This is a genomic window from Bacillus sp. NTK074B (assembly GCF_017303375.1).
GTDB lineage: Bacteria > Bacillota > Bacilli > Bacillales > Bacillaceae_B > Rossellomorea.
On record NZ_JAFKOH010000004.1, the window covers coordinates 215390 to 229842 of the forward strand.

Annotated in this window: 14 protein-coding genes; all 14 read right to left on the reverse strand. The window is 46.5% G+C overall.

Annotation, left to right across the window (positions count from 1 at the left end; genetic code table 11):
* Window positions 1-4: 4 nt before the first annotated feature.
* A complete protein-coding gene (locus JI667_RS09030) occupies window positions 5-616 on the reverse strand; it encodes a flavin reductase family protein (RefSeq protein ID WP_206852274.1) in 612 nt (203 codons plus the stop codon).
* Window positions 617-1849 (reverse strand): histidinol-phosphate transaminase, encoded by a 1233-nt coding sequence (gene hisC / locus JI667_RS09035; protein WP_306465450.1) that lies wholly within the window; start codon window positions 1847-1849, stop codon window positions 617-619. It lies immediately after the preceding gene.
* Between the two features lie 65 nt (window positions 1850-1914).
* Window positions 1915-3030, reverse strand: a complete 1116-nt coding sequence (hppD, locus tag JI667_RS09040; RefSeq protein WP_206852276.1) for a 4-hydroxyphenylpyruvate dioxygenase — start codon at window positions 3028-3030, stop codon at window positions 1915-1917.
* Window positions 3031-3149: 119 nt separating this feature from the next.
* The gene (locus JI667_RS09045; RefSeq protein WP_206852281.1) at window positions 3150-4577 is read right to left on the reverse strand and encodes a dihydrolipoyl dehydrogenase family protein; all 1428 of its coding nucleotides are present in this window, start codon (window positions 4575-4577) and stop codon (window positions 3150-3152) included.
* Entirely contained in the window at window positions 4578-5762 is a 1185-nt protein-coding gene (locus JI667_RS09050) for a dihydrolipoamide acetyltransferase family protein (RefSeq protein WP_206852284.1), read from the reverse strand. It lies immediately after the preceding gene.
* 15 nt (window positions 5763-5777) lie between these two features.
* Complete coding sequence (locus tag JI667_RS09055; protein ID WP_280515479.1) at window positions 5778-6773, reverse strand: alpha-ketoacid dehydrogenase subunit beta; 996 nt, start codon at window positions 6771-6773, stop codon at window positions 5778-5780.
* A gap of 1 nt (window position 6774) precedes the next feature.
* Complete coding sequence (pdhA, locus tag JI667_RS09060) at window positions 6775-7839, reverse strand: pyruvate dehydrogenase (acetyl-transferring) E1 component subunit alpha (protein ID WP_206852286.1); 1065 nt, start codon at window positions 7837-7839, stop codon at window positions 6775-6777.
* Between the two features lie 123 nt (window positions 7840-7962).
* A complete protein-coding gene (locus JI667_RS22905; protein WP_280515480.1) occupies window positions 7963-8088 on the reverse strand; it encodes a hypothetical protein in 126 nt (41 codons plus the stop codon).
* A gap of 24 nt (window positions 8089-8112) precedes the next feature.
* Window positions 8113-9219 carry a Leu/Phe/Val dehydrogenase gene (locus JI667_RS09065; RefSeq protein WP_206852488.1) on the reverse strand — a complete coding sequence of 369 codons (1107 nt, stop codon included), beginning with the start codon at window positions 9217-9219 and terminating at the stop codon, window positions 8113-8115.
* A 100-nt stretch (window positions 9220-9319) separates the two neighbouring features.
* The gene (locus tag JI667_RS09070) at window positions 9320-9718 is read right to left on the reverse strand and encodes a thioesterase family protein (RefSeq protein WP_206852288.1); all 399 of its coding nucleotides are present in this window, start codon (window positions 9716-9718) and stop codon (window positions 9320-9322) included.
* A gap of 248 nt (window positions 9719-9966) precedes the next feature.
* Window positions 9967-10761 carry an ABC transporter ATP-binding protein gene (locus JI667_RS09075; protein ID WP_206852290.1) on the reverse strand — a complete coding sequence of 265 codons (795 nt, stop codon included), beginning with the start codon at window positions 10759-10761 and terminating at the stop codon, window positions 9967-9969.
* Window positions 10736-11764: an ABC transporter permease gene (locus JI667_RS09080; protein ID WP_206852292.1), complete on the reverse strand. Its 1029-nt coding sequence runs from the start codon at window positions 11762-11764 to the stop codon at window positions 10736-10738. The genes JI667_RS09075 and JI667_RS09080 overlap by 26 nt, the downstream gene beginning before the upstream one ends.
* 16 nt (window positions 11765-11780) lie before the next feature.
* Entirely contained in the window at window positions 11781-12752 is a 972-nt protein-coding gene (locus JI667_RS09085; protein WP_206852489.1) for an ABC transporter substrate-binding protein, read from the reverse strand.
* 552 nt (window positions 12753-13304) lie between these two features.
* A complete protein-coding gene (locus JI667_RS09090; protein WP_206852294.1) occupies window positions 13305-14261 on the reverse strand; it encodes an NAD(P)H-dependent flavin oxidoreductase in 957 nt (318 codons plus the stop codon).
* Window positions 14262-14453: the final 192 nt, after the last annotated feature.

The window sequence follows — 14453 nt, forward strand, 5'->3', positions numbered from 1 at the left end:
GTCATCACCTTTTTCGAATCAATTCAAATGAATCGGATAATGGTTTGGTATACATCTGACCGGCAAGCCTTCCTACCGGTTTGAGTTTCTCTGAATCTATTTTTCCGTCGTAATAAAGATCATCATTGATCCTCACACATTCTACTTTCCCGATGACAAGACTTCCTGCACCAGGATGATCGCCGAAGTGAAGGACCTCATGAAGAACGCATTCTAATTGGACCTTGCTTTCAGATACTCCAGGAGGCTTAACGGTGATGGATTCTTTCTTCGTAAGCCCTGCTTGCACGAATTCGTCAATGCCCGGATCAAATTCTATGGCACAGTTGTTCATTTCCTCTACAAACTCTTCACTGACGATATTGATGACAAATTCCTTCGTGCTTTCGATATTTTCAAGGGTATCCTTTTTGCTTCCATCCTTTCCCCGTCTCATGGGAGAGAAGCAGACGAGCATAGGCTCTGCACAGATCGCCGTAAAGAAACTGTAAGGTGCAAGATTGGCATGGCCTTGTTTATCAAGGGACGAAACAAAGGCGATCGGCCGTGGCAAAATCGAGCCGATCATCAATTTATAGGCTGACTGCCACTCGAGTGTCTCTGGTTTGATATCCATTCAGTTCACCCCTTCATTTTGTAAAATGGTTTCCAGCGCATGAATGAACCTTTTATTATCCTCTTCCGTTCCAATCGTCACCCGGACCGTTGTCGGATACCCGAGAAGTGTTCCAGAACGGACGACGAGTCCCCTTTTCACCAACTCATAGGAAACGATGTCTCCATTCAGCCCCGTGTCGACCATGATAAAGTTCGATTGGGAAGGGAAATAGGAAACGCCCAAACGGTTAAATTCAGATTCCAAATATAGACGTCCTTGTTCATTCTTATGAGTACACTCCCTAATGAACCCTTGATCTTCCAGTGCAATGATCGCCGATTTCTGGGCTACCGCATTCACATTGAAGACATCCTTCACTTTACGGAGTTGTTCAGCTATTTCTTCATTCATGACACCGAACCCGACCCTTAGTCCGGCAAGGCCATATATTTTCGAAAATGTCCTCAGGACGATCAGATTTTCGAACGAGGCCAGAAGAGGCAGGGTTTCAAGGTAGTCATCGGTTGTCACATATTCCATATAAGCTTCATCCACCACCACTAATATATGTGAAGGTACACTTTCGATAAATTGCAGGAGCTCTTTTTTTCCAACAATCGTTCCTGTCGGATTGTTCGGGTTACACACAAAGATCAGCTTCGTGTTAGAAGTGATATGGTCATGCATACCCTGTAAATCATGTGTTCCATTCACTAGAGGGACAATGACAGCAGTACCGCCTTCCAACAACACATTCGTCTGATACCTCGGAAACGTAACATCAGCCATGATGGCTTCCTCACCAGGGCTTACATAAGTCCTGGTCAACAGACGGATCACTTCATCCGAGCCATTACCGAATACCAGCTGTTCTGTCGGGACTCCCAGGAACGCTGAAACTTTATGACCAAGATCGACCGCCGCCCCGTCCGGATACAAAAACAGGTCGCTTCCGTTCTCTTTGAACCACTGCTTCACTTTCGGGGAGCACCCATATATATTTTCATTTTCAGACAGTTTTCTGATCGAGCTTAAGTTATGCTCCTTCTGTAAATCCCCAAGCGTCTTTCCCAGCACATATGGAGCGATATGCGTGACCGCTTCTCTCGTTTTGAATTTTAACGTCATACATGGATCCCCGCTTTCCTCATGGATGAAGGGGGTCGACTCACGTGTTAGCTTGTCTTCCATTTTTAATATCGCACCTGTAATATGGACGATATTAAGCGTAGAAGCAGCTAATCTCTCCATGAGTTAACCCCCTGACCGGTCCTTTGACCCCCGTTATCTATTCTCTATCTATCTATTTTTATGATTTATAGATTTCCTCTGCGTTCCTGCTCGCGTTCGATGGATTCGAAAAGTGCTTTGAAGTTTCCTTCCCCGAATCCCCTTGCCCCTTTGCGCTGAATCACTTCAATGAATAAAGTAGGACGATCCACGATAGGCTTCGTGAAAATTTGAAGCAGGTATCCTTCGTCATCGCGGTCAACTAAAATATTCAACTCTTTGATTTTCGAAATCTCTTCATCTATTTCCCCGACACGCTCTGAAAGCATTTCGTAGTAGGAATCAGGAGTATTGAGGAACTCCACGCCATTTTCTTTCAGGATACCGACTGTTTTCACGATATCTTCCGTTAAGATCGCAATATGCTGAACTCCCGGACCACCGTAGAATTCAAGATATTCCTGGATTTGTGATTTGCGTTTTCCTTCAGCCGGCTCATTGATCGGGAATTTGATGCGTCCGCCATTATGCATGACCTTGGACATAAGCGCTGAATATTCGGTTGTAATGTCTTCGTTGGTGAAATGACGCATTTCCTTGAAGCCCATCACTTTTTCGTAATACTCAACCCACTCTTCCATGCTTTCCACGTTTCCAACTACGTGATCGACAGCGATGATACCGGCATCTTCGTGTTTAAGGGCTGAATCATACTTTTCAAATCCAGGCATGAAGACCCCTTTATAATCTTTCCGCTCCACAAGGGTATGAATCGTATCCCCGTATGTACCAATGATGGCTTTTTTCACTTTTCCATTATCATCTTCAAGGGTGGATGGAGGCATGATTTCAATGGCGCCTCTGGAAACAGCTCCTGTGTAAGCCTTTTCAACATCATCCACTACAAGGGCGATGTCTTTGATTCCGTCTCCGTGATGCTTCACGAATTGGGACACACGGCTTCCTTCGTGCAGGCTTCCTGTAATTACCAAACGGACTTTATTTTGTTGCAGTACATAGGATACTGTGTCGCGGTTCCCCGTTTCCAGACCTGAATAGGCAACCGTCTTAAAGCCGAAAGCCGTACAGAAGAAATGAGCCGCCTGTTTCGCATTTCCTGTATAGTACTCTAAATAGTCAACATCTCTTACCGGAAATACATCTTCTACTTTTACCTCTTTTTTTGCTACATTTTCTTGCATGCTAATCCCTCCATTAAACGTTTGTATATTCTGAATATTATATTAAATAGTTTCACAGAACTTCTCAAGAGCGGCTAGTAAAGCTTAAACGCTTCTCTGTAATGAAGTCCGTCCCTTTTTTACCTGACCGGTTCTTTTTTTCGGGGAGGCATGTGCACGGCATCATCTTTTAATCCCTCGACTGCTTCAAGTAGACTTTCATTCATACTCGGATGGGGATAAAGTGGAAAACGATAGTCTTCATCCCGTGCTGCCATTTCAAGTCCGAGCACACCGGAAGTGATCATCTCGACTGCTCCCATGCCCATCATATGAATACCAAGGATTACATCCGTTTCACTGTCTGACACGACTTTCACGAATCCATCCTTCTCCCCTGTGAGTTGTGCGTACCCATTTCCTCTGACCGGATTTTCACTCACCGTGACCGAATAGCCTTGCTTCCGTGCTTCCTCCTCGGTAAGTCCCACACACGCAATCGGCGTACTCATCTGCACCACCGTCGGCACAAACTGAAGGTCCACTTCCACTTTCCCCCCCGCCATTGCCTCCGCTGCTACCTTCCCCTGCTTGATTGCCTTCACTGCGAGGGACGGACCTTCCGTCGCATCCCCAATCGCCCAAATATGCGGAATGGAGGTCCGTCCCTCCCGATCTGTCCGGATATACCCCTGCTCCGTTGTTTCCATGCGGAGACGGTCGAGGCCGAGTTCCGCCAGGTTTGGCTTTACTTTTCCACTAACGACAAAGTGAGAGCCTTCAATGGACACCGTCTCTCCATTTTCTTTGACCAATTCTACGATGACGTGTCCGTCCCTCTCATTGACCGCTCGCAGCAGGGAATCTTTGATTACATTGATTTTCTGTTTTTTCAGCTGCCTGGACAGTTCTTTTGTGATGGCGGAGTCAAATGAAAACTCCCCATTGAATACAAGGGTGACACGGCTTCCCAATGTGGAGAAAACAGAAGCAGTTTCCAGTGAAATATAATCGGCCCCATAAATGATCAGTTCTTCGGGGATTTCCTCTAATTGAAACATCTCCCTTTCCTTCAGAATCCGGTCGGCAACAAACTTGATGCCTTCTGGATAATAAAAATCACCGCCTGTTGCCACAATGGCCGCTTTAAAATTGAAGAGGGTAAACTCATGACCGTTTTCAACCCCGATACGGGATTCAGACAGGAAGGAAGCCGCCCCTTTGACAACCTCAACCTTATTCGCTTTGCACAATGACTCCACACCTGTTCGAAGCTGGGATATTTTTTTATTTTTATAGACCTGAAGAGAAGAAAGATTCGCTGCCAATTCTCCAAATTCCATTCCCATTTCCTTCAGATGCTTCGTTTTTTTGAATTCCTGGGCAAAATGTGTGAATACCTTTGACGGGATACATCCTTTATTCAAACAGGTTCCACCGAGATCCTCCCGCTCGATCAATGTCACCTGTCTACCGAGGCAAGCAGCCCTTATGGCTGCGTGATAACCCCCGGGACCTCCACCGATAACGACAACATCTTTGTCTTCCGTAATCTCTCCCACTACCATTTACATCAACTCCAGAAGCATGGATTGAGGGTGTTCAATCAGATCGCTTAATCGATTTGTAAATTTCACGGCCGTCCCACCGTCCACCACTCTATGATCAAAGGACATGGAGACATTCATCATGGAGCGGACGACAATTTCGTCCTTATCATTCACCATTGGACGCTTCTTCGTTTTATGAAATGCAAGCAGGGCCACTTCCGGCTCGTTAATGATCGGAGTCGCACCGATCGATCCGTTCAACGGGCCTACATTACTGACCGTAAAGGTACCACCTTTGATCTCTTTCATGGTTAACTTGCCATCTTGAGCTTTGATGGTCAGATCCTTCATTTCATCGTGAATGTCCTTCATCGTTTTCCTTTCGACTTGCTTGATGACAGGAACGATCAGTCCCTCCTCTGTGTCGACTGCAATCCCAATATGATGATGAGGCTGAAGCTCGACGCACTCCCCCTCTTCATTGAGGCGGGCATTGAAGATTGGGAACTCTTTTAAACAAACAGAAATAGCTTTGATAAAGTAAGCTCCCATGGAGATGGACCCGCCCCCCGCTTTCATCGTATCTTTCCAGGTTAATAGATTCGTCACGTCGATTTCTTCAAAATGGGTACAGTGAGGAATCGTTCTGAGAGACTGCGACATCTTGGACGCGATTTGTTTGCGTCTGCCACGGAAAGGGATGGTCTTCGCTTCCATTACAACTGCGGCCCCAGGCGCTACAAGTGCACGTTCTTCTACCTCCTCGGAAGCTGTCGCCCTTTCCCCTTTCATATAGAGGAGTACATCCTCATCAACGATTCTCCCCCCGGCTCCTGAACCCCTCACTTCTTCTATATTGACGCCATTTTCCCTGGCGATTTTCCTTGTATACGGTGAAGCAAGGATCCTTTTTTTGGTTACTATATGAGTGGTTTCCGGAACATTCCGCCGGCTGCCGGTGGGAAGAGCCTGTTCTTTTTCCATCAACAGGACCGTCGATCCAACCGGGATCGTCTCCCCTTCATTTACCGTAAACTTCTTGATCACACCTGAAAATGGCGCAGGGATCTCCGCCGTCATTTTATCTGTTTGAACCTCTACCAGTGGTTGATCCGCTTTGACGATATCCCCCACTTTCACAAGAAAGTGATTGATATTGGCTTCGGTCATTCCTTCCCCAATATCGTGAAGCTTAACTTCCATGAACTCCCTCCTTGTCTAATAACGTGCCACTTTTTCCACTGCAGCAAGCACTCGTTTACTGTCAGGTAAATAGAAATCTTCAAATCCGAAATAAGGAACCGGCGTATCGAACCCTGTCACGCGCTCAGTCGGCGCTTTCTGATATAAAAAGGATGTGTCATTGATAATCGCAAGCACATCATTCCCCACTCCGCCAGTTGCGTGGGCTTCATGGACAACCACCGTTCTTCCCGTCTTCTGGACAGAGCTTGAAATGAGGTCCTTATCAAGGGGATAGAGTGTCCTAAGGTCAAGCACCTCGCAGGAAATCCCTTTGTCCGCCGCTTCCCTGGCTGCATCCTCCGCTACTTTCACCATTGCACCCCATGCAATGATCGTGACGTCTTCACCCTCCGTGACCACTTTGCCCTTCCCGATTTCCACAGTGTACTTCTCTTCCGGCACTTCTTCTTTAGACGACCGGTAACATCTCATCGGTTCCAGGAAGAGAACCGGATCCGGATCTTCGATGGCGGCAATCAAGAGCCCCTTTGCGTCGTATGGTGATGACGGGCAGACCACCTTGATTCCCGGCATGTGGGTGAAAAGGGCTTCTGTACTATCAGAATGAATCTCGGGCGCACGGACTCCGGCCCCATAAGGAGCCCTGATCACAAGTGGACAGCTGAAATGCCCAAGGGTACGGGCACGGATTCTCGATGCATGCGTCATGATTTGTTCGTATGCAGGATAAATGAACCCTAAAAATTGGACCTCTGTCACGGGACGGAAGCCGTTCAATCCCATTCCGATGGCCGCTCCGATAAAGCCTGCTTCACTTAAGGGTGTATCAAGAACCCGGTCTTCACCAAATTCCTGTTGCAGGCCGTCAGTCGCCCGGAATACGCCGCCATTCGTACCGATGTCCTCACCCATCAACAGGACCTCTTCGTTTTCCTGAAGCATCACTCTCATCGCTTCCGTAATGGCCTGAACCATCGTCAATGTCTTCATTTTCGTTAAGGTGCTCATTCTATTCACCTCTCAATTGCTCAAGGAGCTTTTCTTTTTGTTCCTGAATCGTCCAGGTTGGAGTGGCAAACACATAATCGAAGATCACACTCGGATCTGCTGGCGGATAGGCTTCCAGCTCCCCGACAGCCAGGTCCACTTCCTTCGCATATTCCGTTTGAACCGAGTTCATCCATTCCTCGTCGACCCATCCTCTTTCTTTCATGAAGTTCGATAAACGGTCAAGGGGATCGTTATCCTTTCGACGGCTCTCGCTTTCCTTTTGATCACGATATTTCGCCGGATCATCGGCAGTCGTATGGGCCCCATATCTCCACGTCACGGATTCAATCAAGGTAGGTCCGTCCCCGTTTCTCGCTCTCTCCAATGCTTTCAATGTTTCAAAATAAACAGCAAAAACATCATTGCCGTCGATGCGTACGCTTGGAATGTCATAGGCCAGTGCTTTCTGGGCTATGGTTTTCGTTTTCATTTGCTTCTGAATGGGAACGGAAATGGCGTATTGATTATTTTGATTGAAAAAGACTACAGGAGCTCCCCAAACGCTTGCCAGATTCAATCCTTCATGAAAATCCCCTTCAGAAGTAGCCCCATCACCAAAATAGACGATCGCCGCATTTCGGGTCCCTTTCCTCTTCTCCGCATACGCCGCCCCTACAGCGTGTGGAAGCTGAGTGGCAATCGGGATGCCTGGTGTGAAGATATTCTTTCCTTCAGGAGGCACGCATCCTTCATTCCGACCTTTCCAGAAAAGAAGAATATGGAGAAGGGAATGACCGAACGTCATGGTGGCGCCATGATCACGATAGGACGGGAACAGCCAGTCTTTCTCCTGTAGGGCAAGTGCACTTCCCACCTGGGAGGCCTCCTGTCCTTCATAGGGCGCGTACGTTCCGATGCGTCCCTGCCTTTGCAAACTTACCGCTTTACGATCAAAGGTGCGGATTCTGATGAGATGCCGGTACATCTTGCGGGCCAAGTCTTCTGAAATGTCTTTTTCATACTCGCTTTGAATGAGTCGTCCTTGTTGGTCCATGACCTGGACCAGTTGAAATTTCTCGATCATTTCATCACCTCTTGTGGTGCTTTATTGGTGGTGCATTGATATTCTTATTAAAAAATAACTGGATTTAGCTTTTCCTGAGGCAATTCAGAAGTGAAATTGTATGGGTAGTGCCACCAGAGCTCTTTAAGAATGAAAAATGCCTGCATTATTGTGCTTTTGATTATTCTGTAGAGTAACTTGTGCCACTTTCCATGAAACTTGTGCCACTTCCGAGAAAACTTGTGCCACTTTGACTGTTTGTTGTGCCAAATTGTGAACACCCCTATGTTGATATTACGTTCTAACCGACCACTTCGGACGTTTCGCATGAGAGAAGAAGCTGTTTCTTCTCGTACGCGCATGGATCCGGTCCTCGCAGAAACGGTTGGCCGCTTCCACCGTGGTCATATGTTCATTTTCTGATTGCAGATATATATATTGAAGGCTGTTATAGATGGCACTTGTCTTTTGCAGTACACGTTCTTTGTTCGGTTCGTATAATTCGTCGGCTACCTGGATCAACCCTCCAGCATTGACGATGTAATCAGGAGCGTAGAGGATCCCTTTTTCATGAAGCTTCATCCCATGGGACAGATCCAATAGCTGGTTATTGGCTGACCCTACTACTGCTTTGACTTTCAGTTGATCCACCGTGTGATCATTGATGATTCCACCAATGGCGCAAGGGACGAAGACATCAGCATCGACAGAGTAGATCTCTTCGCCTGATACGACCTTTAGGGCCGCTCCCATGGTTTTTGCTCTTGCAACCAGCTGATCGATGGACCTTTGGCTGATATCCGTTACATAAAGGTCTGCTCCCTCTTCCAACAGACGCTCAGCTACTTTAAATCCTACTTTCCCAAGACCCTGAATCGCATAGCTTTTCCCGTGAAGATCTTTTGAACCCCATACGTTCTGGTTGGTCGCCTGCAAACCATAGATGACCCCCATGGCAGTCGGGATGGATGAATCGCCGCTTCCTCCGTACTCTTCATTGACTCCTACAATACAATTCGTTTCTTTCAAAGCGAATACAAAGTCCTCCGGGGTGGTTCCCATGTCTGTCCCTGTATAAAATCGTCCGTTAAGGGATTCAACAAATTGACCGAAGGCACGGAACAGTTCGGGGTGTCTGTCTTTTTCAGGATCACCGATTATGACGGCCTTTCCCCCGCCGAAGTCCACATCGGCTGCCGCACATTTGTAGGTCATCCCTTTTGAAAGACGGAGGACATCCTCAAGGGCTTCATCCACCGAGGCATACGGTCTCATCCGACATCCGCCAAGTGCTGGTCCAAGAGTGGTGTTATGTATGGCGATGATCGCTTTAAGGCCGGTTTCTTCATCATTACAGAATACAACCTGTTCATGGTTTTGTATCTTTTGGAACATATCCATGTCATTTCCCCCTGTAATCCCTCTATTTGTAACCGCTTTCACTTTTGTCGATACTTGTGTCACTGATTTTCCTCCTTCTCCTAATTGATCAAAAAGTGGATCAATACTTTTCTTGTATTCTTTCTTTGATCTTCTCTTTGGGTAGCACCACTTGTTTCACTTCACCTTCACCAATGACTTTGCCATTCTCTTTATCTATGACAGTCACTTCGGTCAGGATGATATTGCGTTCATATGTTATGACGTTCGCTTTAATTTCAAGAGAGGAACCTGACTTCGCCGGAGCCATATGCTCCACGTTCACCTTTGCTCCCATCCCTTCCTCATGATCTTCCAAATAGGGCAGAATGATCTTCCTGGACGCCCATTCCATGTGATACACCATGGAAACCGTTGAATACACAGGGTGGACCACGTTTCCTTCGAACCGGGCATACATGCCGGGGGTTACTACTGCCGATACAACGGCGGTGTGTCCAACTGCTAATCCAGACTTCATTGCTTTCCCCCCTTTAAACCAACGAATAATACATTTTTATATAACGTTAATTCAACGATATAATAACATTTTGTTTTATAAATAGTCAATAAATTGTTAAAATATTTAAAATATTATATTAATATAAGTTATGCAGAGGGACGGACCTTCAGTGAAGCTGAAGGTCCGTCCCTCTCTCCTTTAACGCAAAAAAGTAACGGGAGATAGTCCCGTTACTTTTTTGTAGAAGGTTGTATTTTCCTCTTACCCTAGGAAAGAAGCGCGCGGTCACTTGCCAACTTACTGCCGCGGATCCGCTGGAATTCGTGGAGAAGTCCCTCGACGGTGAGGTGCTTCTTCTCGTCTTCATTCACTTCCAATATGATCTGTCCTTTATCCATCATGATCAAGCGGTTACCAAGATCCAATGCCTGCTGCATATTATGGGTAACCATCAATGTTGTAAGCTTATACTTCTCGACAATCTCCTTCGTCAGGTTCGTAATAAGGTCCGCTCTGGCTGGGTCCAGCGCTGCCGTATGTTCATCCAGAAGTAAGATTGACGGCTCTGTGAAGGTCGCCATCAACAGGGAGAGGGCCTGCCTCTCACCACCTGATAACAAACCCACCTTGGCGTTCAAGCGATTCTCAAGTCCCAGGTGGAGGGATTCAAGTACTTCTTTAAAGAAGAGCTTCCGTTTCTTGGTGACCCCCATCTTAAAGGTCCGGGTCCGATTACGGGAATACGCCATGGCCAGATTTTCCTCGATGGTCATGGAAGGTGCCGTCCCCGCCATGGGATCCTGGAAAACGCGGCCGATCAGCTTTGAGCGTTTGTACTCAGAAACCCTTGATACATCGTGATCATCAATCAGGACATTTCCGATATCAGGAAGGAGGACACCTGAAACGATATTCATCAGTGTCGATTTCCCCGCACCGTTACTGCCGATGACAGTGACGAAATCCCCTGGCTTCAGAGAGAGCTGGATATCATCGAGGGCGATTTTTTCATCGGGTGTCCCTTCATTGAATACCTTATGAATTCGATTTAACTGTAACACCGCCATCACCCTTTCTTTCCGATATCGTGGCTTTCGTTACCCGTTCTGTCATTCGCTGTGCTTTTCGTTTCTTATCCTTATAGCGCTCCATCACTTTAGGCATGACAAGGGCCAGAATGACGATGGTCGCTGTGATCAGCTTCATATCCCCTGTTTCGAGGAAATCCACCCTGAGCGCCATGGATACGACTAACCGGTAGATAATCGCTCCCCCTATAACGGCTAATGTCGTGCGGGCGATGGACTTCGTTCCGAATAACGCCTCACCGATGATGACAGAAGCAAGTCCGATGATGATCATCCCGATCCCCATCCCGACATCTGCAAACCGGCTGTACTGGGCAATCAAAGCACCGGATAGTGCGACCATCCCATTCGATATTCCCAAGCCAAGAATGATCATCAGGTTGGTATTGGCAGAGAAGCTGCGAATCATCCGCTGATTATCCCCAGTCGCCCTAAGAGCCAATCCGATTTCCGTTTTCAGAAATGCGTCTGTCAAAAACTTGATCACAAGCGTGATGATTGTCATGATGAATAATATGCTCCACGTTCCAGGAACAGGTTCTCCCAGACCGACGGCAACCCACAATTTATTAAGGGCGGCATCGATTCCAAGGGGGGACCAAAATCCTTCCACTCCAGTAAACGCAGTGTCCTGACTAAGCAGGGGGACATTGGATCTCCCCATGATCCTGAGATTGATGGAATAGAGGGCAATCATCATTAAAATACCTGATAATAAGGCATTGATCTTACCAAATGTATGAAGTAATCCTGTTATACATCCTGCTAAAAATCCAATCACTATCGCTGTAAGAGTTGCGATAACGGGGTTTACGCCACTGACAATCATGGTGGCAGCGACAGCGGCTCCGGTTACGAAGCTGCCATCGACTGTTAAATCAGGAAAATCCAAAATCCGAAAGGACAAGTAGACTCCGAGGGCCATAATAGCGTAAATGATTCCAGATTCAAAGGATGCAAATATAGCTGTTGGCACGAATCATCATCCCTTCCTAATTTTCTTCTAAGAACTTCCCAAGATCTGACCAGGCTTCCTGTACTTCCACACCTTGTTCTTCAGCTGCTGCTTTGTTGAACATCAACTCGAAGTTTTCCGGGGCCTGCACAGGGATTTCAGAAGGCTTTTTCTCACCCTTTAAAATCTTCACTGCCATTAACCCTGTTTGGTAACCAAGATCTTCATAGTTGAATCCACTCGCTGCAATTGCGCCTTTTTTCAATGAATCGAGTTCCCCGACAAAAAGTGGGATATCTTTTTCATTCGCTACTGTGATGACGGACTCAAGTGCTGACACAACTGTATTATCTTTTGGGATGTAAATGGCATCGACTCTTCCAACAAGGGATTCTGTCGCCTGTTTAACATCAGCAGACGTTGATACTGTTGCCTCTGCCACTTCGACACCTGCTTCTTTAGCAAGCTTATTCACTTCAGCTACTTGAACAACAGCGTTTTGTTCGCCGGAATTATACACAACCCCGATCTTTTTCGCTTTCATTTCATCCGTAATGAAGTGGAGTGTTTTTGAAATGGCTTCCGGATGTGTATCCGTCGTCCCGGTAATGTTGTCACCAGGTTCATCAAAGGACTTCACCAGTTCAGCCCCAACAGGATCCGTAACAGATGTAAAAACGATCGGGATATCTTTCGTTGCATTCAGAGCAGTCTGTGCACTCGGGGTCGAGTTTGCAAAGATGAGGTCCACACCGTCCCCGACAAAGTTCTTTGCGATACTTTGTGAGTTACTTTGATCCCCTTGAGCGATTTGAACATCGTACTTAACGTTTTCCCCTTCTTTGAAACCGTTTTCAGTCAAAGCCTTCTTAAAACCTTCAAACGCTGCATCTAAAGACGGGTGTTCCACAATCTGGGTCACACCGATCACATATTGCTTCTCACCATCTCCATCACCGGAGCTCTTATCACTACCACATCCTGATAGAATAACCATTCCAAATAACATAGAGATCACAACAAGTAATAAACTCTTCTTCTTCACAGAAATCCCCCTTTTTCTCTTCCTGATATATGATCAGTAGTCTACTAGACTAGCAAATCCATGTATGATAAAAATATGAGCGAACGTAAATACAACGTTATAGTATCACTCCTGTCACAAAATAGTCAATAATATTCGGAAAATTTAAAAATTAATACTAGTATAGTCGGTTCGGAGAGGAATATCTAGAGGAAGTTGAGGGAAATTTTATGGTAGTGGAATGGATGTTGGTGTGGCATCATTGCTTTTAGCTGGCATTGTCCAATCGCTTTTGCAGTGGCAACTATGATTGCCCGACCTTTCACGAGGTGGCCAACTATTTACGATTCCGGCTTATTTGAAAGTTTTGTGCTATAGCTTTTGGACAGAAGCGCAGGATTTGTGAAGGAAATGGTTGAACTTGTGCCACTTCTTACTCAACTTGTCCCGGTCCCGCCTGAACTTGTGCCACTTTGTGAATTCAACTCAAAAAAGCGCTCTCCCCTCCAGGAGCAGCGCTTAAGAAACCTGCATCTATTAAAATTTCATTTCATTACTGGAAAGCTCTCTAAAGATCCCTTTTGCTTCCCTCATCATTCTCTGCAGTAGCTCTTCTACAGTCGGAATATCGGAAACAAGCCCGGACACTTGCCCTCCGTTGATAAAGCCCTGATCCAGTTTCCCTTCAAGCGCCCCGATCCGATGATAATCCTCTGAAGTCATCACACTGAAGTCTTCAAGAGCCACTCCCTCCTGCTCTCTTTGAAGCAATCCTGCAGCGTATGGCGTCTTCATCACCCGTCTCACCCTTCCGACAGAGCGGCCCACGATGACGGTGCTATCATCCTTTGCATTTACAAGAGTAGATTTATAGTTTTCATGAAAAGGGGCTTCCTGTGTCGCGATGAACCGTGTTCCCATCTGCACTCCGCTGGCTCCAAGGGCAAGCATGGAAGCAAGTCCACGGCCATCACCGATCCCCCCCGCTGCCACTACTGGAATCTTCACCGTATCAACGAGCTGAGGAATGAGCGCCAATGTGGTCGTTTCAAGATTTGAATTAATGCCGGCAGCTTCATATCCTTCCGCCACAATCACATCAGCTCCTGCATCTTCCGCTTTCTTCCCCTGCCTTTTCGATGCAACGACGCAAATCACCTTTACGTTGTGTTCATGGAAATAAGGAATGAGCGGCGCTGGATTTCCTGCAGATAAGGAAACGGTCGGTATCCCGTATTTTACGACGAGCCTCATCATATCCTTTAAGTGAGGAGTGATGGAAACCGGAATGTTCAGGGCAAAAGGTTTGCTGGTTCTTTTTTTCGTTTCCAGGATGATTGCTTCGACTTCCTCCACACACATGGTTCCGACCCCTACCGTCCCAAGTGCGCCAGCCTCAGAGATTGCAGCCGTCAACGGTGCATTGCTGATGTTTCCCATACCGCCCTGGATGATTGGATACTTTATATGTAAGACGTTCGTTAAGTTATTCACAGAAATCCCCCTTCGTTAAATTAATGTTATACTGTTTGGAATTGTTCGACAAGTGACTTTTCATATTCTTGAGGTCCGTCCCTCAAAAAAAACTCCTGCCAAATTCAACGTAAACCGCTTCATTTTGAGGTGATTTTTTAAAGGCGATGGGCCGAAATGACAGTTGTAGTAGCAACGTTAGGGTATATAAAA